The organism is Paenibacillus whitsoniae (genome assembly GCF_003955665.1).
Classification (GTDB): Bacteria; Bacillota; Bacilli; order Paenibacillales; family NBRC-103111; genus Paenibacillus_E; species Paenibacillus_E whitsoniae.
Genome location: NZ_RXHU01000003.1, coordinates 18,586 through 39,323, shown reverse-complemented (window position 1 = coordinate 39,323; position 20,738 = coordinate 18,586). Strand labels below are relative to the sequence as shown.

The 20,738-nt window shown below is 56.4% G+C and carries 14 protein-coding genes; 11 read left to right on the top strand and 3 right to left on the bottom strand.

Annotation, left to right across the window (positions count from 1 at the left end; all coding sequences use genetic code 11):
- Positions 1–40: 40 nt before the first annotated feature.
- A complete protein-coding gene (locus EJQ19_RS00510) occupies positions 41–967 on the bottom strand; it encodes an AraC family transcriptional regulator (RefSeq protein ID WP_126139251.1) in 927 nt (308 codons plus the stop codon).
- Positions 968–1,090: 123 nt separating this feature from the next.
- Between EJQ19_RS00510 and EJQ19_RS00505 the strand changes: the two genes are divergently transcribed.
- The 3 genes from EJQ19_RS00505 to EJQ19_RS00495 all read left to right on the top strand — a co-directional run bounded on the left by EJQ19_RS00505 (position 1,091) and on the right by EJQ19_RS00495 (position 3,553).
- Complete coding sequence (locus EJQ19_RS00505; RefSeq protein WP_126139250.1) at positions 1,091–2,164, top strand: Gfo/Idh/MocA family protein; 1,074 nt, start codon at positions 1,091–1,093, stop codon at positions 2,162–2,164.
- 22 nt (positions 2,165–2,186) lie between these two features.
- Positions 2,187–3,023, top strand: coding sequence for a sugar phosphate isomerase/epimerase family protein (locus tag EJQ19_RS00500; RefSeq protein ID WP_126139249.1), 837 nt, complete (start codon positions 2,187–2,189; stop codon positions 3,021–3,023).
- 245 nt (positions 3,024–3,268) lie between these two features.
- Positions 3,269–3,553, top strand: a complete 285-nt coding sequence (locus EJQ19_RS00495; RefSeq protein ID WP_126139248.1) for a hypothetical protein — start codon at positions 3,269–3,271, stop codon at positions 3,551–3,553.
- Positions 3,554–3,632: 79 nt separating this feature from the next.
- On the opposite strand, the gene EJQ19_RS32315 is transcribed toward EJQ19_RS00495, so the two are convergent.
- A complete protein-coding gene (locus tag EJQ19_RS32315) occupies positions 3,633–5,408 on the bottom strand; it encodes a diguanylate cyclase (protein ID WP_241242663.1) in 1,776 nt (591 codons plus the stop codon).
- Between the two features lie 216 nt (positions 5,409–5,624).
- On the opposite strand from EJQ19_RS32315, the gene EJQ19_RS00485 reads away from it, so the two are divergent.
- From EJQ19_RS00485 to EJQ19_RS00475, 3 genes are all read left to right on the top strand, one after another.
- On the top strand, positions 5,625–7,769 hold the full coding sequence (locus tag EJQ19_RS00485; protein ID WP_126139247.1) for an ABC transporter transmembrane domain-containing protein: 2,145 nt from the start codon (positions 5,625–5,627) through the stop codon (positions 7,767–7,769).
- A gap of 21 nt (positions 7,770–7,790) precedes the next feature.
- Positions 7,791–8,300 carry a hypothetical protein gene (locus EJQ19_RS00480; protein ID WP_126139246.1) on the top strand — a complete coding sequence of 170 codons (510 nt, stop codon included), beginning with the start codon at positions 7,791–7,793 and terminating at the stop codon, positions 8,298–8,300.
- A gap of 154 nt (positions 8,301–8,454) precedes the next feature.
- Positions 8,455–8,985, top strand: coding sequence for a hypothetical protein (locus EJQ19_RS00475; protein ID WP_126139245.1), 531 nt, complete (start codon positions 8,455–8,457; stop codon positions 8,983–8,985).
- Between the two features lie 736 nt (positions 8,986–9,721).
- Here EJQ19_RS00475 and EJQ19_RS00470 read toward each other — a convergent pair.
- Positions 9,722–12,052 (bottom strand): AraC family transcriptional regulator, encoded by a 2,331-nt coding sequence (locus tag EJQ19_RS00470; protein WP_126139244.1) that lies wholly within the window; start codon positions 12,050–12,052, stop codon positions 9,722–9,724.
- A gap of 153 nt (positions 12,053–12,205) precedes the next feature.
- Here EJQ19_RS00470 and EJQ19_RS00465 point away from each other — a divergent pair, with 153 nt between their 5' ends.
- From EJQ19_RS00465 to EJQ19_RS00445, 5 genes are all read left to right on the top strand, one after another.
- Complete coding sequence (locus EJQ19_RS00465; protein WP_241242662.1) at positions 12,206–13,732, top strand: extracellular solute-binding protein; 1,527 nt, start codon at positions 12,206–12,208, stop codon at positions 13,730–13,732.
- Positions 13,733–13,925: 193 nt separating this feature from the next.
- Positions 13,926–17,372 (top strand): glycoside hydrolase family 44 protein, encoded by a 3,447-nt coding sequence (locus EJQ19_RS00460; protein ID WP_126139243.1) that lies wholly within the window; start codon positions 13,926–13,928, stop codon positions 17,370–17,372.
- Between the two features lie 165 nt (positions 17,373–17,537).
- Positions 17,538–19,580, top strand: coding sequence for a LuxR C-terminal-related transcriptional regulator (locus EJQ19_RS32310; RefSeq protein WP_241242661.1), 2,043 nt, complete (start codon positions 17,538–17,540; stop codon positions 19,578–19,580).
- A gap of 200 nt (positions 19,581–19,780) precedes the next feature.
- Positions 19,781–20,338, top strand: coding sequence for a cupin domain-containing protein (locus tag EJQ19_RS00450; protein WP_126139242.1), 558 nt, complete (start codon positions 19,781–19,783; stop codon positions 20,336–20,338).
- A 20-nt stretch (positions 20,339–20,358) separates the two neighbouring features.
- Positions 20,359–20,724 carry a heme-copper oxidase family protein gene (locus EJQ19_RS00445; protein WP_126139241.1) on the top strand — a complete coding sequence of 122 codons (366 nt, stop codon included), beginning with the start codon at positions 20,359–20,361 and terminating at the stop codon, positions 20,722–20,724.
- Positions 20,725–20,738: the final 14 nt, after the last annotated feature.

Here is a 20,738-nt window from a genome sequence, read left to right as displayed (position 1 = left end):
CACCAAGCAAATCTACGCGCATGCTGCCGCCCGGCACACGCTATTTCGGCCCAGCCTGCCGCCCGTGCTCGGTTCGCCGATATTCCTTCGGCACGACACCCTTGCTTTCCCGAAAAATCCGGGAAAACGTCTTGTACGAGCCGTACCCGACCTCGAGCGCGATCTCCGTGACGCTCATATCCGTCGACACGAGCAGCGAGCACGCGTGCCGCAGCCGCAGGTCGTGCAAGAAGTGGACGAACGTCTGCCCGGTCGTCTGCTTAATGACCTCGCTGATGCGTGAAACGCTCAGCGAGAAGCGTGCTGCGAGGTCCGACAGCGCAAGATCCTCCTGATAATTGCGGTGGATGTAGTGGATGATCGGCCACACCGACGGGGAGGTCCGACCCGCAGCTGATGCAGCCGATGCGTGGGGCGTCGGCAACACCGCAGGCGCGTTCTCCACAACCGTGACCTTCGCCTCCCGCGAGCGGATGCGATCGAAGCGGATGAGAATTTCTTTTAACCGCGCCTTCAGCAGGGTCTGCCGATGCCGCTCGTTGCCGGCATACTCTTTGTACATGTCCGCCACCAAAGCCTCCATCAGCGTCTGCTCCGCGCCTTCCAACTGGGCGTATGGCGGGAGCCCGATCCCATCGTTGAAAAAGTCCGAAAACGCCTGATCCGCCCCCGGCTCTAGCAGCAGATCCATGCTGAACGTGCAGTTATACAACACCAGCGGCTGGCCCGCTTCCGTGAAAATCTCATGCACTTGATACGGCAGCACGAACGTGAAGGTGCCCGGCATCATGGCATGCTTAACATCGTTAATCATTTCTCCGCCGTGGCCGCTGACCACGTACGAGAACTCCAAATAGTCATGGCGATGGGCACGGAAGCCGTGTGGGAGTGTGTTTTTGCTGATATGAAAAGGAAAACCCGAATCCATATTGGGATACGTTTTCAAATACTCGGGAAAATAGGTCATAAGGGCGCAGGCTCCTTCGAAAAAATGGGACATTTTCCGAAAATACGGTACGACTTTCAGTTGTCCTTATTTTATCATAAAAAGCAGTTCATCGAATGCAAGGTCATGAGGAGGAATTTACAAATGGTAAGCGGTAACAAAATCAGAATCGGCATCATCGGAGCCGGCAATATCGGCGGCGTGCATATGACCCAATTTTCAAAGCTGGCCGAGGAGTGCGAAATTACAGCGGTGACGGACGCCTACCTGCCGCTCGCGGAAGCGAAAGCGAAGGAGTTCGGCATCCCGAACGTCCCGGCTACACCGGAAGATCTGATCCAAAGCGACAACGTGGACGCGGTGATCATCGGCGTACCGAATCAATATCATGCCTCCCTTGCGGTGCAGGCGATCAAAGCCGGCAAGCACGTGCTGTTAGAGAAGCCGATGGGCCTTAACAGCGCTGCGGCAAGAGAGATTTACGAAGCGAGCAAAGCTAGCCCCGTCACCGTCATGATCGCGCACCAAATGCGCTGGGAAGCCGTACCGATGCTCATTAAGGAGCAGGTGGAAGCGGGCGAGCTGGGCAAAATTTATACGGCCAAAACCGGATGGTTCCGCCGCAAAGGCATCCCGGGCTGGGGCACTTGGTTCACGCGCATGAATGAATCCGGCGGCGGCCCGCTGATTGATATCGGCGTGCATATGCTGGATCTTGCGCTCTACTTGATGGGCAATCCAAAGCCGGTTTCCGTCGTCGGCGCGACGTACGCGGAATTCGGGCCTGCCCGCAAAGGCATCGGCACGTGGGGCAAGCCGAACTGGGACGGCTACTATGACGTTGAGGACTTGGCGACGGCGCTGATCCGGATGGATAACGGCGCAACGCTGACGCTCGAAGTAAGCTGGGCGGTACATATGGACACGGATAACGCACCGTTCGTTCATCTCATGGGCTCCGAAGGCGGCGCAAGCTACAAGGGAGGCAAGGGCAAATTCCTGACCGAAAAATTCAACCGTCCGATGGAAGCAGACTTGGCGAAACCGGATAACGATGAAGGCGAGCGTCTGCGTCTGAGCCGTCACTTCCTCACTTGCATCCGTGAGGGCAAACAGCCGATTACATCGGCGCTGTCCGGCTACACGAACAATCTGATTCTCGATGCGATCTATGAATCGTCGCGTACGGGGAATGAAGTGAAACTGAACTGGGATTAATCCAGATGGGGGAGGAATCGCCGTGCTTAGAGGGCTGTCAAGAGCAGGACTGGGAAGTATCGAAAGCAATGAACAACTGATTGAACTTGCGGCAAAATATGGCTTTCAGGCCGTCGACGTCGACGCGTTGGCGCTGGTCGAAAGCCATACCGTCGAGGGCGCGCGCGAGCTGCTGAAGTCGCGCGGACTGGTCATCGGCTCCATCGGTTTGCCCGTGGAGTGGCGCACAACCGAGGAAGCCTTCCAGGAAGGGCTTCCGAAGCTGACTCAGGCCGCACAGGCTGCCGCAGCGCTCGGTTGCACGAGCTGCTGTACGTACGTGCTGCCGTCAACGGACCACAGCGCCGCGCATTTCATGGCGCTGGCGACGCGCAGGCTGCGCACCTGCGCGCAAATTCTCGGCGCCTATGGCATCCGCCTAGGCCTCGAATTCGTCGGTCCGCACCACCTGCGGACCCGCTGGGCCAACCCGTTCATCTGGACGCTGGATGAAACGTTAGATTGGATCGGCGCGATCGGCGAGCCGAATGTCGGCCTGCTGTTCGACGCGTACCACTGGTACACGAACGAACTGACGGTGGCCGACATCGAGAAGCTCCGCGCCGAGCAGATCGTGCACGTCCACATCAACGACGCGCCGGATGTGCCGGTGGCCGAGGTGCTTGACAACGGCCGCGTGTACCCGGGCGAGGGGGTCATCGACCTCGCCGGCTTCTTGCAAGGCCTCCAGCGCATCGGCTACACAGGCGCCGTCGCGCAGGAGATCCTGACGGCGACGCCGCCGACGGATGCGCCGGACGTACTGGCGCAGCGCTCGAAGGCTGCGTTCGATAAGGTTTGGGCCGCCGCCGGCTTATAGGCGGTAAGTAAAAGGGCTGTCCCGTTGCGTAAGCAGCGCGGGACGGCCTTTTCACAGGTTAGGCCTGTTCTTCGGTAGAAACGTCTAGGTGCGCTGTGACGATTCGGAGCCACTCGATCTTGGGCATGGCGGTCGTCCCCGTATGATTTTCGGCAAAATCTCCTATCCTTCGACCCGATCAATTGACAAACTTTTCAGAAATCTTCGGGTACGATTGAAAAAAACCAAAAAAAGGAGATCAGATCATGCAAATCAAAAAGAAAGACGACATTAGCTTGATTTTGGACAACTTTTCTTCCTACGCCGCGTATGACGAGGTTGGCAAGAAGCTGTATCTGGTCTTCGCAGACCGGAAGCGCGGCGGGCAATGGACACTCATGGGCTACGAGGGCGACCGTTTCAGCGTGCATGGCGTTGGACAAGACTACCGGGATGAGGACGAGTCCTTTTTCGAAGAGCGCGAGCATGTGGTTTCCTTCTTGTGGAACAATCGTGCTGCGTTAAAAGAGGCGGTTATGGCGGGCGAGTAAGTGCGCATCGCTTTTTTATCATGTATGGAACACAAACGCCGTTATATGCCCCTACCAAAGAGGCGTATAACGGCGTTTTTCAGCATGTGATACGACCTCCATAAGCGACGGCGCGGTTCCGGCCCGTTCCTTTTGCTTCGTAAAGCGCTTCGTCTGCACGTTGGAAAAGGGTTTCGAAATCTTCCCCATGTATCGGACAGCAAGCGATTCCGATCGAGACGGTGATCGGCCGCCCGGTGGGGCTGATCGTGGTTTCGACTTTGCTTCGCAGCTGCTCCGCGACCAAAGAAGCGCCTTCCAGTCTTTCGCCAGGCAGCAGGGCGACGAATTCCTCTCCGCCGATCCGGCAGGCAAGATCTGTTTTTCTGCATATCGTCGTTAGGATGTGCGCGAGATGAATGAGCGTTTCGTCTCCCGTCTGGTGCCCGAACGTATCGTTGACGTTTTTGAAATGGTCGATGTCGATAATCAGGAGCGCATATCCGAACTTATCGTTGCCGTGGGTGTTCAGCCACTCGTCTAATCCTCCCCGATTCATCAGCCCAGTCAGATGATCAGTACGAGCCTGAAGGCTCATTTCCTCCGCTCGGCTCTGGAGCCCTTGCACGGCAGTCATCATAGCACGCGCCAAATGGTGGGCTTCGTAATTCCAGTGGCTCTCGAACGGCGGATGACCTGACCGATCTCCCGCTGCGATGCTTCGCGCAGCCTCGGTCAGCTTGGCAAATGGAGCGGCCAGCTTGCGGGCCGTCCATAGGCTGAGGAGCAAAAATGCGGCGATCAGGGGGATGCTCCACTTCAACTGGGTCGCGAGGAACTCGCGCTTCGCATGAGTGACAATTTCGGCCGGCGACTGAACGACCATCCCCCAACGGAGATCTCCCACAGGCAGGTAGCCGACGAACACATCTTTACCGTTGCCGTCTTGGAGGATCGCTCCGCGGGGCGCAGGTCCGCCATCGATTCCAGGTCCGGGCTGCCCACCGGGTCCTCCTGCGCCGCCCGGCGGAATCGGCATCGGGCGCTCGCGCGGGCCATCGGGTCTCAGGGCCCCTTCCGGTCCCCCTCGTTCCCGTTTCACGCCCTGTCGATCGGGAGGATTCGGCTGATCTCCCGGGTGCCCGCCGCCGAACGTCGAGAGGAGCGCAGCCGCCGGCAGCACTTCACTCGCCCGATCCTCTTGGGCGTTCATCATCATCGCACCGGTACCGTCGATCAGATAGGCGTATGTGCCCGGCTCGCTTTTAATTGTGTGGATGAATAGGTTAGAAAATACGTTGTTCTTCTGCAGATCGATAAGACCTGCAAGATAGACCGCCGATTGCAAGTTGCCGGACTTCAACGGATGCAGAGCGAGTACAACTCGATGCCCGCTCGGCGCGACGAACGGCGCAGACATCCATGGGCCTGTTTCGCGGCCCGTGAAGGAAAGATCAGCCGCTTCTTCCAGGTGATCGCCGGCAGCGAAGCCTGTCTCCGGTGTCGTGACGAGTACGTCGCCTGCTCCGCTGACGAGAAGGGCGCCGCCAAACATTCCGTCCCCCACAAGCAGTTTGCCAAGCAGCGGTGAAGCCTCTTCGCCAATTGGCAGCCGTTGTTCAGTCCAATAAAGAGCCATTGCGCCCAGCTTATCAAACATGAGCTCCTTAATCGTATTGGCCGAGATGGCGAGGTTCCGTGCGGCTTCAAAGTTTTTCTGCAGCGTCGTTTTGGTTAACGTTGTGTTCTGCTGATGAATGGATACCGCCGCCAAAATGGCCGTCGATCCGATGAGCGTGAAGGCGATCAATCCTACGAGTAAACTTTCTATTTTAAACCGTCCGTGACGCACGCTGCCTTCCGATTGCGCTCTCATTCGGCACTCCTTTGGCTCATTGATGGGATGTTCATGAATAAAGACGTCATTCGACAAGGATCTTCAAAATCCTGCCTAACCGCTGTCAAAACTTGTCTTTGCCTCCTTCACCCCATTAACGATTTACAGTCCAGCGCAAACGCGGTACTCTAAAAGGGCGCATACCTGAGCAGTCGACCACATCGACGGCCAGGGAAGTATCGGAGGTGTAAGCCAGTGCCGTTTTTATCGAAAATGCTGCGGTTTTGCGCGAGGCATAAAGGGTTGTCGGCGCTTTTTCTTCTCGGCATCTTACTTGAAATTGTATATGCGGTCGCTGCGCCGCTGAGCTTGAAATATTTGGTGGACAATGCCTTTACGCCGAAGGATCTCCACGCGTTTATCCTGATTCTCTCGGCGCTGATTATCGGCGGGGTAGTCAATATCGGCGCGAGCGCCGGCGGCGATTACGCAATTGCAAAGCTGAGCGGCGGGTTTGTCCGGACGCTGCGGGGGAAGCTTTTTGACCATATGCAAAAGCAGTCGCTCTCCTTCTACCAGCGGTTCAAGACGGGCGACCTGGTGACGCGCTATGCGTCGGACATGGGGGCGATTGAAAGCGTTGTCCGATTGGCGTACCCGTTCCTGCTGCGGGAAATATTCAGCGTGCTGCTCGGGCTTGCGCTGCTCTTCTCGCTTAACTGGAAGCTGACGCTGGCGATGCTGGTCGGGTCTACGCTGATGTTTGCCGGGCCGCGGCTGCTGCAAGGGCGCTCGGAGGCGGCGAACGTTGACTTCAAAGAGGCGCAGGAACGCTTCGCCAATATGATCGACGAAATGGTCAAAGGCCATAAGGCGATTAAAGGACTGCATCAGCAGGCCGCTTTTCAGAAGCGGGCGGGGCGGCAGATGGACGAGCTGTTTACGCGCGGCTTTCGCCTGCATATGGCGAGCGCCTGGCTGCAGCGGCTGCCGCTGACGGCACTGCTTATCTTGAACGGCATCATGATCGGCTTCGGCGGCTATCTCATTTTTCACGATGAGATTTCGGTGGGCAGTTTTATGGCGTTCTTCACCCTGTTCCTGTCCGTCGGACAGTCGGGTACGAACCTGTCGTCGATTCTGCCGACGATTATCGATGCGGGCACGAGTTTTCGCCGTGTGGAGGAAATTTTGGACGTCCAGCCTGATGTGATGGAGGCGGATCTCGCGACGGATTTGCCGGACCGGCTGCCGGATGTGCGGCTGGATCGTGTGACGTTCGGCTATACCGCGGACGCCAAGCAGTTAAAAGACGTGAGCCTGCACGTGGGGGCAGGCGGATACGCCGCGCTCGTCGGGGCGAGCGGCTCCGGCAAAAGTACCGCGCTGCAGCTGCTCGCGCGTTTCTATGACCCCGACGCCGGTGCGGCGTTGGTCGGCGGCACGGACCTGCGGCAGGCGAGCGAAGCATCGCTGCGCCGGCTTGCCGGGCTGGTCGCGCAGGAGACGTTCCTGTTCAACGCGACCGTGCGCGAGAACCTGCTCCTGGACAGCGGCGCCACGGAGGCTGAGATGGTGGAGGCGGCCAAGATGGCCCGCATCCATGAACGCATCCTGAGCTGGCCGCAAGGGTATGACACACCGATCCTGCAGGAAGGCGGATCCCTATCGGGCGGCGAGCGTCAGCGCATGGCGATCGCACGGGCGCTGCTAAGGAAGCCCAAGCTGCTGCTGCTCGACGAGGTGACCGCCGCCCTGGATCCCGCGACGGAGGCGGAGATCAACGCGCTGCTGGAGATGAGCCGGGGCGAGCGCACCGTCATCTCGGTGACGCATCGGCTGGCATCGGCGGTGCATGCGGATGCGATCTTTGTTTTTCAGGACGGCGAGATTGTGGAAAGGGGCACGCACCGCGAGCTGCTCCAGCGGCAAGGGCATTACGCCGCCTTGTGGGCCAAGCAGACCGGCTTCCACGTCTCCCAGGACGGGCTGCATGCGACTGTCGAGGCGGACAGGCTCGCGAGGCTGCCGTTTTTTGAAGGGATTGCCAAGGAGCTGCTTGGCGATCTTGCTTCCTTATTTACAACTGAGGCTTGCCAAGAGGGCGATGTGATCGTCCGCGAAGGCGAACAGGGTGAGCGGTGCTATATAATCGTGCGCGGCAAGGTAGGCATCTGGAAGCAGATCCCAGGCCAAGGCGATGTCCGCGTAGCCGTGCTGCAGGACGGCGATCACTTTGGCGAAATCGCGCTGCTGCGCAATTCGCCGCGGAACGCGACGGTTAAGGCGATGGGGCCGGCCGTGCTGTTGTCAATCCGGCGCGAAGCGTTCGAACGGCTGACGGCGGCGCACCCGCAGATTCTTCAAACGTTGGAGCGGACGCTGGCCGATCGGTTATAGATGAGGGAGGAGGCATGCAGCATGACGGACTTTACGTTTTCATTTTGCGAAACGGATGAGGATTTCGCGCGGTTCGGGCTTTTTTTCCTGGCGCACCGGCGCGATCTCCATCCCAGCTATGCCACAATTTACGCGGTAACGGCGCTCTACAGCTACATCGCGGACGGGCGCATTCTGCAAGCGAAGCTGGCGGATGGCAGCATCGCCGGCGCGGTCGCTTACTTTCACGGGACGCCGGAGCAGGACTATAAGGATCGGCAGACGGTGCTCCTTGATCTGGCCATAGCGGATCGCAGCCTCCGGGGCAGCCGGCTGTTCTTGTCCGGGCTTGCCGAGCTGGCCGAACATCTCGCAGCCCATCATCCCGAGGTTGAGGAGGTGCACATCGTGACATTGGCCGAAAATACGTATTTGCGGCGCTTGTATGGGAAATTCGCTCAAGCGGGACCGGAAATTGAGGGCGTCCTAGGACGAGAGGTGCGCTATCTCGTGAAAATTAGCGAATTGAAGGCTTTCCTGTCCAAATTCTAGGAGGTATAATGGAGGTAAGTATGAAAATTGACCTATGAAAGGAGGCGAGCAGCATGTTTCCAGTTCCTCCAACTATCGATAAGGGATCGAAGAAAGGCAGCGGCTTTGGCAGAATCGTGAAAAGCAACGAGAATCTGCGGGCGAATCCGGTTTAATGAGCTTTTTGTTTCGGCCCTGCCGATTTGAAATGGATTACGAGGCCTATGCCCGGTTCCTGCTGGAGTATCACGCTTCGCTGAACCTGCCGTATCCGTTTGCCATGAAGCTCGCGTTCATGTGCAGTCCGCTGCAATTAGGCAGGACGATGCTTATTCTCGACGAGGGAAGCTACGCTTATATCGGGGCGGCCGGCTGCGTATATGGCACGGGTGAGCACGACTACGAAGATCGCCACCGTTGTCAGATCGAGGTTGCATTTCTGCTGGAGGCGTACCGAAGCACAGGCTTGTTTGCCAGAGCGATGGCGGCATTTCTGGAGCAGATTCAGACAGATAACCCGGCAGTCGAAACGATCCAGTTCTGGGCCTCCCCGGAGCATGCTGAGCTGCGAAAGCTTGTCTCCCGTTGGCGCAGCCTGCCGGGCTTTAAGGAGACGGCCGTCGGTGACCGCATGTTCTACACAATCCCGTTTATCGAGCTTCTGGCTTACGCCGAGCAGCGCACAAAGAACCCGAGACCATCATAGGTCTCGGGTTCTTTGTTGTACGCTGGTGGAGGCTCGGAGCGGAAACGGGAGTTCAGACCTCTACCGCGGGGAGAGGGGAGAGGTGAGCGCACGAATTCCTGCGAAAAGGCAGGAATTTTTCGAAAAAGAGGCGCTTTGTACAAGATACCTGCGATAATGAAGGTTTTTAGGCTGAACTCGCCGCCAAAGGTAGTTCTCGCCAAAAATTCCTGCAGATTCGCAGGTATTTGGCCAAATCAGAAGAGGATGGCAGGAAATTCCTGCTATTTTGTAGTTTTGCAACTCGATCTGGCCTGCTCCATCGCCTGCCCGTTGCCCGTTCACCGTGCAAAGTGCACCGTGCCGTGCTGCGTCCCGCGTCTCACGTAACGGTTGCCACTGCGCTTATGTGTGCGAAATCGCGTGGTTTCTAGCGCTAACGGTTATGACAGAGCTTATTAGCAAAAATCAGACTGATTTCGCTGATATTTTGGCAAATAAGCACTGTGGCAACCGCTAGAGTTTGAAATGGAGCACTTTGGGCCAAATAAGCACTGTGGTAACCGTTACAAGCCCATGAACTATCTGCAGAACGCCTCGCGTGGGTTGCCACTGTCCGTCAGCCGAGCTCACGGCTCATCCGCGCTGCTATCACTCGTCGCCTCAATTCAGCGCTCATCACGTCCGTCCATCGCCCGCCGCACCGTCCTCTGCCGCGAAGGGCTCGCCCATCACCTGCGCTGCGCTCCCGCCACCCCTACGTCGCGTCCGGCGAACTGCCTTCGCCGCCGTCTTTTTGTCTCTCGCGGTACTGCCCCGGCGTGATGCCTTCCTGCTTGCGGAAAGAGCGGATAAAGTTCTGCGAGTTGTTGTACCGCAGCTTCGAAGAGATGTCCTTGATCGGCAGATCCGTCTCGGAGAGCCACTTTTTCGCCATGTTGAACCGGTAATTCGAGAGGTAGTCGCTGAACGAACAGTTCGTCTCTTTGCGGAAAATGCTGCTCAAATAGTTCGCATTATAATGAAGCCGCGATGCGCACTCCTCCAACGTGAGATCGGTGTCGTAGTAGCGCTGCACGAGATCGATGATTTTCTCGGAAATGTTGTGGTACTGGGCATCCTGTCGGTCGCGGTAAATGAGGATCAACGGGTGGATGACCTCGGCCCAGAACCAGTCCTCGATTTCGGACGCCATGTGCAGGCCGAGCAATTCCTCGAACAGCGAGCCTTTGTTTGGATGAATTTGATTCAGGGCGACGCCCGATTCCTGCATCGTAATGAGCAGGTTGTTCAGCAGGCGCGCCAGCGGCACTTGATATTCCTGCGGCGACAGCGGAGCAGAGAACACGGCGGTCAGCAGCTGCTTCAGCAGCTCGCGGGCTTTATCTTTTTCCGCCAACTTGATGCTGTCCATCAGCTCGTGCTCAAGCGGCTTCGGATAGTTCAAGTTCAAGTAGTGCTTGCCCGAGTTGATGTTCTCGTACTGGATGATGATGCCCTCGCCCAGCTTGATCCGGTGCTTGAGCGCTTCCAGACCCTCTCGGTAGGCCAGCGCCATTTGCGGGAAGCTGTGAAAAGGCAGCGAAATGCCGATGGAAATATGCAGCTTCAGGAAGCTGAAAATGTGCTGCTGCACCTGTTCCGTCAGCGCAAACACCGTCGTGCGGAATACGGCCTCGTCGGTGTCCGACGAACCGATCAGCGTCACAATCGTTTGATCAATCATAATCGGCGCAATCCGCTGTTCACTTGAAATCAATTCCTCCAGCATATTGTGAACAGCAAAGAGGAGGAGCTCCATGTCTTTTTTGTCATACCGCGTATTGTCGATGGAATCGATCTGGATGGTCAGGACGGACATGACCTTCCAGGCTTCTACTTGCGTACCGTAGCCGAATTGCACAAGCTTTTCCAGCAGTTCGCCAGGCTTAATGTGTCCCTGGAACGCCTTGATCAGAAAGAACGTGCGCACCTGCCCGATATGCTGATGGACCTCACGCTCAAGCTGTGATTTGGACTGGAAGAGCGTGTGCACCTGCTCGCTGATCATTTGGAACTCGTTCGCCTTGCGCTTCTGATTGCCGCTGACGAGCGCGCCGATCTGATTCACGAGCAATTGAATCGGCGAATACATGCGCCGGGAAATGAGCCATGCGAGCAGCATGGAGATAAGCAGCATCAGGACGCAGATGTAGATCGTGACGGTCCGGATTTTGGCCGACTCCTGCGTCAAACTGTCGATCGACGTTAAAGATAAATACGTCCAGTTCGTAAGATGCGAGCGCAAAAACGTTACGGAATACGGCATATCCTGAATGTCGGCGCGATATTGGCCGCTGCCTTCTTCAAGCGGTTCCAGCTTGCTTAGTCCGATGGCGGTAATCGGTTTGCCGATCATGCCCGGGTCCTTGTTCATGATGATGCGCTGCGATTCGTCCACAATGACGATGTCATCGGGATGCGGAGCGTCGCTCTGGATCAGATCCTGCAAGGAACAGACAGGGATGTTGGCCAACGCAAGGCCGTATTGGTCGAGGCCGGTTGTCGGCAGCTTTTTAACCAGAGAAATGCTATAGGCGCACGTCACGCTTCGCGCATTTTCTTCTGTGTAGAACCATTGGGACGGAATCAGCGTCCATGTGCTGTTCTCGGCTTTCATCAGCGCCATGAGGTTCTGGTGGTACGGGTAGCTGTCGTAGGTGTAGAGGCCTGAATTTTTGATCATCCAGTTCATCTTGGCGTTGATCAGGATAACATCTTCGAGCTTCGTATCGAACGATTGCATATACCGGATCTCGCTGCGAATATCGTCGTACATCATGAAATCGTTTACAGTTAGTGGCGTTTCCATCGCCTTTTTGAGCACAGTCGAGTTAATGACTTGATTCATCGTGTGGTTGACAGTCGTTAATTTCTGCTCTACATTGGAGTTGATTTGGCTGATTAACTGCATTTTGCCTTCGTTGACATTTTTTTGGATCTCGCTGGAGGATGTCACGAATGCGAAGGCGCCGATAAAAATTACAGGAAGCGTGCTGAGCAGGAAGCCGAATATCGTCATTTTGCTTAGAAAACTCAAGGAGCGCATCGAAGTCAACACCTATCTTCAGAAAATCGGGCTATCTATGTATTGTAGTCAGTAGCTCGCCTCAGAGCAATAATCATCTTCTCAGGGGATAATCATTTCCTCAGATAGACTGATTGTACGCAGGATGAAGCATAGCTGCAAGGAGGAGACAGAATGAGTAGAGATGAGCAGCGTAAAGGGATGGGATGGTTTAAGGCAGGGCTGGCGCTGGCGATTGCCGGGACATTGCTGAGTGCGTGCAAGCATAGTGGGGCGGTAAAGCCCGAAGCGACATCTGACGGCAGGCCGGTCATTTCAATTATGGCGCCGCTGCATTTTCCGCATCCACCGCTTCCGGAGCTTGTCCAGGAAATCGAGGGTCTGACGCAGACGAAGCTAGACGTGAATTGGGTGCCGGACGGCATCTATACGGATAAAATGAACACCGCCCTCACCACAAACTCGCTGAAAAAGGCGACATACGTCAAATATACCGATTACTTGCTAATGAAAAATTCCATCCGCTCCGGCGCCTTCTGGGATATTGGACCCTATTTGTCCGCATACCCGAACTTGAGCAGGCTGAATAAGGAAATCCTGTCTCAAACGGCCGTCGACGGCAAAATTTACGGTCTCTACACCGAGCGCCCGTCTTCGCGGCAAGGCTTGATTATCCGCCAGGATTGGCTGGACAACTTAAAGCTGAAAGCGCCGACAACCCTTGACGAGTTGTATGCGGTACTCAAAGCGTTCACCTTCAGCGACCCCGACGGCGACGGTAAGGATAACACGATCGGCCTCACAGATCGGAATGACCTGGTTTTTGGCGCGTTCAAGACGATCGCTTCCTACTTCGGCGCGCCGAACAATTGGGGCATTGCGGACGGCAAAGTCGTGCCTGAATTCGAGACGCAGGCGTACATGGACGCCATGGATTACATGCGCAAGCTGTACGTGGAAAAGGAGATCAATTCCGATTTCGCCGTGACCAGCAAGGATGTGCAGCGGGATAAGCTGATCCGCGGCATTGCGGGCGTGTACATCGGCAGTATGCAGGACGCGCAGCGGCTGTCGGATGAGGCGCAGATGATGAATCCGAACGCGAAATTTACGCTCGTCAATCAGATTAAAGGGCCGACGGGCTTCCACGTCTGGTCAATTCCGAATTACAGCGCGCTGTACCTGTTCTCGAAAAAAGCGATCCGCACCGAGGCGGAGCTGAAGCAGGTGCTGCAGTTTTTTGATCGGACAATGGACAAGGATGTTGCGAATCTGATGAAATACGGCCTCGAGGGCCGCCACTACACGATGAGCGGAGGCAAAGTGCTGCTTTCCGAAGAGACATCGAAAGTGCGGGCCAACGAAGTCAACGCGCTCTATGCGCTGATGATCGCGGATCTTAGCAACCCGAACGTGCTTCAGGTGTCGGAGAGCGAGTCCTTGTCGAAGATGGCGGACAGTCTGAGCCTCGATAATGAGACATATATCATCAAAGACCCGATGGTGGGGCTGGAATCGAAGACGTACGACGAACGCGGTGTCGAATTGTACAAAATTGTCTCGGACGCCACGTACAATTATATGCTCGGCAAGCTGGACAAAAAGGCGTACCAGCAGGAGATCGAGCGCTGGCGCAAGAACGGCGGCGACCAGATGATCGCCGAATATAACGAGGCATATGCCGCGTCACAGCGGAAGTAGGCGTGAATTCGCTGATCAGCTGACCATGCCGGTTCTGAATCATTCGTTCGTAGCCCCGCTGCTCAAGAAAGTATACGAACGTATAATTCCGCCAACGCGTGAGCGCATGTTAAATTGATGTACGAAGCGGCAACCGGTTGGCAAATGCCGGCAGGTTGTCGTTTTAATTTAAACATGTGCTGGAGGCTATGCGGTGAAATCAGGAATCGGTATTCAACAGATACGCATGAAATCGAACTTATGGCTAATCTTATCCGTTCTGCTTGCATGGACAAGCACCGCCGGGCTCGGAATTGCACCCGAGCGGGCGGCAGCGGCGGCAGGCGAACAGATCGTTTACGACGATCATTTACACGAGGCGTTCTCCGACTACAGTTGGGCGCAGATTGACATGTCCGCGTCGGATAAGGTACACGGCGGAGAGCGTTCAATCCGTATGGAGCCGAATGGTGATGACGGTCTCTACCTGTACAGCGATCGCATACTGAGAACGGCCGACTACCCGGTGATGGAATTTTGGGCGCACGGCGGAGAGAGCGGCGGTCAGCAGCTCGAGCTCGTGCTGCAATCGGGCGGTGTGCCGGTTGCGACGCTGCCGCTGGGCGCTTCGGTGTTTGGCAAGGGCAACTGGCAGAAAGTGACCGTCGATTTGAAGCAGTATGTGACTAGCGGACTATTCGATGGCATTCTGATCCGAGGGACCACCAGTGGCCCGCAAGCTGCCATTTACTTGGATGACATCGTGCTGATCCAAGGTGCGGGTGAGGATCCGGCAAGCGGCGGAGGGGACGATCCGGTCGTCGTGCCGGACGAACAGGAGGAGCCCTCCGGAGGTGAAGGAGGAAGCCATGGCGGTGGTGGCGGAGCGGGTACGCCTGACGACTCAGAAGCGGGCATCACGGTATATGACGACCATGCGCTGAATTCGATGTTCCAGGATTACAGTTGGGCGCAGCACAATTGGCAGGATACGGCTTACGTGCATGCAGGGGAAAGCGCTGTATCTTTCAACCCTGGCAATCGGGGCGGCCTGTACATGTACAAGGATAGCGGCGGCGCGGTGAACGTGAAAGAACACGACCGGCTCGTCTTCTGGATTAACGGGGGCGCAGTCGGCGGCCAGGAGATTGAGCTTGTGATGAAATCCGGGGGCGGGGACGCCGCGCGCGTAAACCTTGGCGGCTTCATTGAAGGCGGCCGAATTCCGGCGAAGAGCTGGGCGCAAGTGACGGTCGACTTGCAGGGGCTGCAATTGCCTAATGGCATTTTCGACGGCATCCTGCTGCAGGGAGCGAAAGATGAGGCGCAATCCCCTGTTTACCTCGACGATATTCGCCTGCTCGAGAAATACGTAGCGCCGCCGGCCATGGTCGAGGGCGTCCTCTCACAGTACGGGATGGTGCTGGCGCCGGGGGATGTCTCGAGCGTGACATTCGAGGCTCGTTATACGGATGGATCGGGCGCCAATGTGAGCGCTCAGGCTGCCTGGTCGTCCAGCGACCCGAGCGTGGTTGCAGTTGATCGAGGCGTGCTGACGGCAGTTGGCAGCGGCTTGGCCAAGATCACTGCCGCCTACGCAGATGCGACGGCCTCGCTGTATGTGCAAGTGACGCCTTACGAAACCGAGACGGTCTATGACGACCGCCTGGCGCCAGGTTACACCGATTGGAGCTGGGGGACGCAAAATTTTGGGGATCAAACCCAGGCCGCCTCAGGCAGCCGATCGATTTCTTTTGTGGCCAAGGGGTATGAGGGCATCTGGATGCATCGTGATACGATCATGGATCTCACGAACTATTATGGCGTAGCGCTGAACGTATACGGGGGCTCTGGGGGCGGACAGCACCTGCAGGTCAATCTGATGGATGGCCGCAATTTCGTCGGCGACTTCGACTTGTCCAAGCAGCTTCCCATGGGCGTGCCGGCCAACCAGTGGACGGAAGTGAAGCTGAAATTCGCCGATTTGGGCATGAGCTCCCTCAGCTTTGACGGCATCGTCATTTCGGCGCGGGGGGAAGAAAATCAGGGAACGGTGTATTTTGACGATATTCGTATGCTGAAGACGGCGGCTGTCGTGCAGCTGCCCACCCCGGAATTGCCAGCCGTGCAAGTGACGGTGGATTCGGCGCAACCGCGCCGTGCGCTCAGCCCGGGAATTTTTGGACTCAACTTTGAAGATTCACCTTCCGACAACCGCTCGCAGATCGACGTGCCGATCAAGCGCTGGGGCGGCAACCAGATGACGCGCTACAACTGGCAGCTCAATACGACAAATCGTGGCGGAGATTGGTACTTCTTGAACGTGCCGTACGATGATGAAGGGCCGTCGGGTCAGCCGAATGAGTCACTGTCCGACCAATTCATTCGCGATTCGATCGATGCGCGTACGGATGTGCTGCTGCAGATCCCGACGATCGGCTGGACGCCGAAGAACCGCGAGATCGGCTGGAGCTTCTCCGAACAGAAATACGGGAAGCAGCAAAGCAATGAATGCGACTGGCGTGAGGCCTGGTGCAGGGCGGATGCTGGAAATGGGAAGAAGAAGGACGGCAGCTACTTGACCGGCAACGATCCTACGGATACTTCGAAGCAAGTCGGGCCGGCGTTCATCACCGATTGGATTACGCATTTGCAAAGCCGTTTCGGCAATGCCGTGCACAACTATGCGCTCGATAACGAACCGATGCTATGGGGCCATGCTCACTGGGACGTTCATCCGAAGATGACAACGTATGATGAAGTGTGGAATTACACGAAGGCATACGGACAAGCGATCAAATCTGCCGACCCGCAGGCGAACGTTTTCGGTCCTGTTCCGTGGGGCTGGTGCGAATACTTCTACTCGGCGGCGGACGGCTGCTCGCCGGGACCGGATATGGCGGCGCATGACGGCAAGCCGTACCTGGAATGGCTGCTCGGCAAGAACGAAGCGTACCGTCAACAGAATGGCAGCCGTCTGATCGATACGCTGGACATTCACTATTACCCGGCGGAAGACAACATCGCTTTCTCCAGCGATGAATCGCCTGCCATGACGAAGCGGCGGTTCAACTCGCTCAAGTCCTTATACGATCCGAATTTCGTCGATCCGTCTTCCTGGATTCAGGAGCCGGTGCGGCTCATCCCGCGGATGCACGAGTTGATTGACAGCACGTCACCGGGCATGAAGTTGTCCATCTCCGAGTATAATTTCGGGGATGGCAGCGGGATCGGAAGCGGTCTGGCCCAGGCGGAAGCGCTGGCCTTGTTCGCCCGCGAAGGCGTTGATTACGCCATGCGATGGGGCGCACTAGAGGCGGGAACTCCGCTGGAGGACGCGTTCAAGCTGTATCTGAACTATGACGGACACGGAAGTCGAGTGGAAGGAGAGGTCGTCAGCACGGCCAGTTCGAACCACGACGCGGTTGGCGCCTATACAATCGTATCGCCGCAAGGTCAGACCTTCATGCTGCTGTTCAATAAAGATTCTGCGCCTCGGCAAGCCTCTCTGGCAGGAGATCTGAACCTTGCGGAGACGGTAGAGGTGTATCGTTTTGAATCACGCAAGCGTCTATACCGGGCGGACGACGTGCAAGGCACATCCACTGGCTTGTCGCTCACGCTGCCGGCGAAGTCGGCTACGCTGCTTGTCATGGAATAAAGGATAGGAAATAAAGGAAGCCCTTTTCGCGCACAAGTTGCGTGGGAGGGGGCTTCTTCTTTGCATTCAGAAAGGGGTTTACCGATAGCCGTTTTCCCCTTAGAATGAGAGGCATAGACTGGCATAAATCGAATGGATTTCCAGTAATAGGGATGAGGTGCGAGCGTGATCGATTATAGGGTGGACAGCAGCGGGGAGCAAAATAACGCATATATGGCAGAGCGTGACCGCGAGCTGGCGCGATTCAATCGCTATTTGGCGGAGGGAATCATCGACGGTAAGCGGATTTGGAACCTTTACGGCACGGCCGGCACCGGCAAAAGCTTTCTGCTTGACGCCTACCGCCGGATGGCGCAGCGCTCGGGCGCTACGATGCTGTTTGTGGACAGCCGGGATTTCAATCACACGAGCGAACAGTTCATCTGGCGGCTGCTCCGGCAGCTGCAGGCCGGAAGAACGGATGCTTCCATCAGCTTGCTGGAGCGGAGATCAGATGCGCTGGAAGCGTGTTTCCACGACGAGATCCGCAGCACCTCGGAAAACAGGAAAGTTATCGTGGCGCTGGATACGTATGAGGAAATGAGCGAGCTGGACGGATGGCTGCGGGAGCAATTTGTCAAGCATTTGCCATCTAACGTTCTGGTTCTGATCACGGGCCGATACAAGCTGAAGGATCAGTGGATCGTCGTGCCGGCTTTGCGCGAGCAAATCTGCTACATGCCGCTCGATCATCTAAGCGACGCAGCTTCGGAAGATTACCTCCGGCGATCCGGCATCACGGACGGCGACCAGATTGCGCGCATTCAGATGAAGACGCGCGGGCACCCGCTTGCACTGTCGCTGGCCGCGTTCATTGGCACGCAAACGGATTGGGCAAGCGGCCCAACTAGCGACGCGGAATGGTTCGAACATTTACTGAAGGTTTGGCTGCGGGAGGTGCCGGAAGATTGGCTGCGCCAATTGGTGGAGGCTGCTGCCGTATTGCATCACGTAAACCGCGAATTGCTGCAATATGTATTGGATAAGGAAATCGACGACGAAGCCTTCGGGCGCTTGATCGGGCTGTCGTTCGTCCGTAGGACGGACCGGGGCTGGATGCTGCACGACTTGGTGCGTGGGGCCATGCGCAAGCAATTGGAGGAGCGTATGCCAACTTATTATGAGAATCTAAGGGGGAGAGCGGCGCTTTACTTCGCGGCCCGCATTCGTCGTTCGTCCGTCTTCCGGAACACGGAATGGGAAGTTGGGGAACTGTATTATTACACGGGAAGCGGGCTCGTGCGTACGTCCGTTCAGGTGAGAGCCCGGGGCGGCTATGCGTGGGAAACGCTGACAGCAGATAACGCAGACGAGGGCGAACGCTATCTGAACAGAAGGAGAGATGCCGGCACGCCGCTTTCGCTATCCGTGATCGACCCGGATACGTCAGCCCGATACGAGAGTACCGAGGGAGAAGAAGGAATGACGCTGGCGGTGAAGAACCTCGATTTGCGCAGGTGGATTGAACTGGATTCCCGCTCTGTCATGCTGCTCAGATCCGCGGAAGGTGAGGCCGTCGGATTGGCGGTGATCGTTCCGATTCATGTGAAGACGCTAGATGACTTGCGCGGCGACCTGTTCGCTGGTCCCTACCTGGCTTCGCTGCCGCCCGCTGAATACAAGCAGCTTGAGGTTCAGCCTCTCGAGCAAGCCGGGTGGTTCATTCGATCGATTGATTTTGCTGACTGGAGCAATCCGGATCTGATCGTGGAAGGTCTATTCCTGATGTTCTCGCACATGTTCCGTGGAGGGCTCTTCGTTGCTTCTCCGCCGCCGGCTCCATTCTTCGGCGAAGTTCACCGGGCGCTCGGATTCCAGGATGTACCCGGTTTGCTGCATCAGAATTATGACGGGCGAACACCGACGCCGACTTTCGTGATGGATACGCGCGGGGAGAAACTGGAGGATTTCCTCGGGTTTCTGCTGAAGCAAGGCGGATTTTCCGGCGGAGCGGCTGTGCCCGGCGGGTTGGACGACCGGTTGACGGAACGGGAACGGGAAGTGGCCTCGCTCGTACTGGACGGTTTGACTAACGCCGAGATCGCCGCAGAGCTGTATGTCAGTGAAATTACAGTGAAGAAGCACGTGAGCTCGATATATAGCAAGTTGTCCGTGAAAGGCCGTGGCCAATTGATCAAGCTGCTTGTCGGAAAATCCGGCATTGCCTGATGCGTCAAGGCCAAAGTCGTTATTGTAAAAAACAATGCAATTCATTTCATCTCTCAAAAACCAAGGAGCTAAGCGGCCTGTTCGCTTGACTCCTTGGTTTTTTGGCGTTCAAAACTATACGTCCGTATAATATCGCGACCGAGCAATCCGGTGTTACAGTGAATGTCGCAGCATTCAAATTCAGAAAGGAGCATAATCGCATGTTTGATTATGACGAACATCGGACAATCGAAAATCCGATGATCGGAGACCGGGTGACATTCGTGAGAACCTCGGCGGAGACGGATGGAGAATACGAGTTGGTGCGGGTTGTCCTGCAGCCTGGCGGGGGAACTCCGCTTCATTATCACACCGCGTTCTCCGAGCAATTCGAAGTGGAGGAGGGACAGCTGGGCATGGTTTGTGACGGCCGTACGATCGTGCTGCTGCCGGGAGACTCGGTGGTTTCATCCATTGGTTCGATTCACCGTTTTTACAATGACAGCACGGAACCGGTCGTCTTTCTGACGACGGTCAGACCGGCACGGTATTTTGAATATTTCTTGCGACTGTCCTACGGATTGGCGCGCGACGGGAAGTTGCGCAGCAACGGTATTCCGAAGAGCCTTTTGGATGCCGCCGTATTTTTCCACTGGGGAGAAACCTACATGCCGAACGTTTCGCTGAAGGTACAGAAAGCGATTTTCGGCACGCTTTACCGAATAGCACGAATGTTGAACGTTGAGAAGAAGCTGATGAAAGCCTATTTGAACGGCTAATCACGAGAGGAGCGCGACAAATGTCGAGAAAAATGATCATTGGATCCACGTTTTATTTTGTAATCGGGGTATTGATGGGAATGGGCATGTCTATATCGGAGAACTACACGCTCAGCCCAGTGCATGCGCATGTGAATTTGCTTGGCTGGGTGTCCATGGCGTTAGGTGGGATACTGTATCATGTATTTCCGGCTGCGGGGGCATCCAGGCTTGGCAAGTGGCATTTCTGGCTGCATATGATCGGCATACCGATCATGATGGCAGGGCTCGCCAGCATGCTGTTATCCGGAAACATGGCCTTCATCCCGGTGGTGTCCATCGGAGGCGTCATGGTTGTTGTAGGAACGATTCTATTCTCGATCAATGCGGTGAAGTATGTGCGCTGAGCCATCGCAGCCGT

Bases quoted from the DNA above. Each gene is read 5' to 3' on its own strand.
- EJQ19_RS32315 (WP_241242663.1), bottom strand. From the start codon at position 5,408: ATGAGAGCGCAATCGGAAGGCAGCGTGCGTCACGGACGGTTTAAAATA.
- EJQ19_RS00495 (WP_126139248.1), top strand. From the start codon at position 3,269: ATGCAAATCAAAAAGAAAGACGACATTAGCTTGATTTTGGACAACTTT.
- EJQ19_RS00475 (WP_126139245.1), top strand. From the start codon at position 8,455: ATGAGCTTTTTGTTTCGGCCCTGCCGATTTGAAATGGATTACGAGGCC.
- EJQ19_RS00480 (WP_126139246.1), top strand. From the start codon at position 7,791: ATGACGGACTTTACGTTTTCATTTTGCGAAACGGATGAGGATTTCGCG.
- EJQ19_RS00450 (WP_126139242.1), top strand. From the start codon at position 19,781: ATGTTTGATTATGACGAACATCGGACAATCGAAAATCCGATGATCGGA.
- EJQ19_RS00465 (WP_241242662.1), top strand. From the start codon at position 12,206: ATGAGTAGAGATGAGCAGCGTAAAGGGATGGGATGGTTTAAGGCAGGG.
- EJQ19_RS00510 (WP_126139251.1), bottom strand. From the start codon at position 967: ATGACCTATTTTCCCGAGTATTTGAAAACGTATCCCAATATGGATTCG.
- EJQ19_RS00470 (WP_126139244.1), bottom strand. From the start codon at position 12,052: ATGCGCTCCTTGAGTTTTCTAAGCAAAATGACGATATTCGGCTTCCTG.
- EJQ19_RS00445 (WP_126139241.1), top strand. From the start codon at position 20,359: ATGTCGAGAAAAATGATCATTGGATCCACGTTTTATTTTGTAATCGGG.
- EJQ19_RS00505 (WP_126139250.1), top strand. From the start codon at position 1,091: ATGGTAAGCGGTAACAAAATCAGAATCGGCATCATCGGAGCCGGCAAT.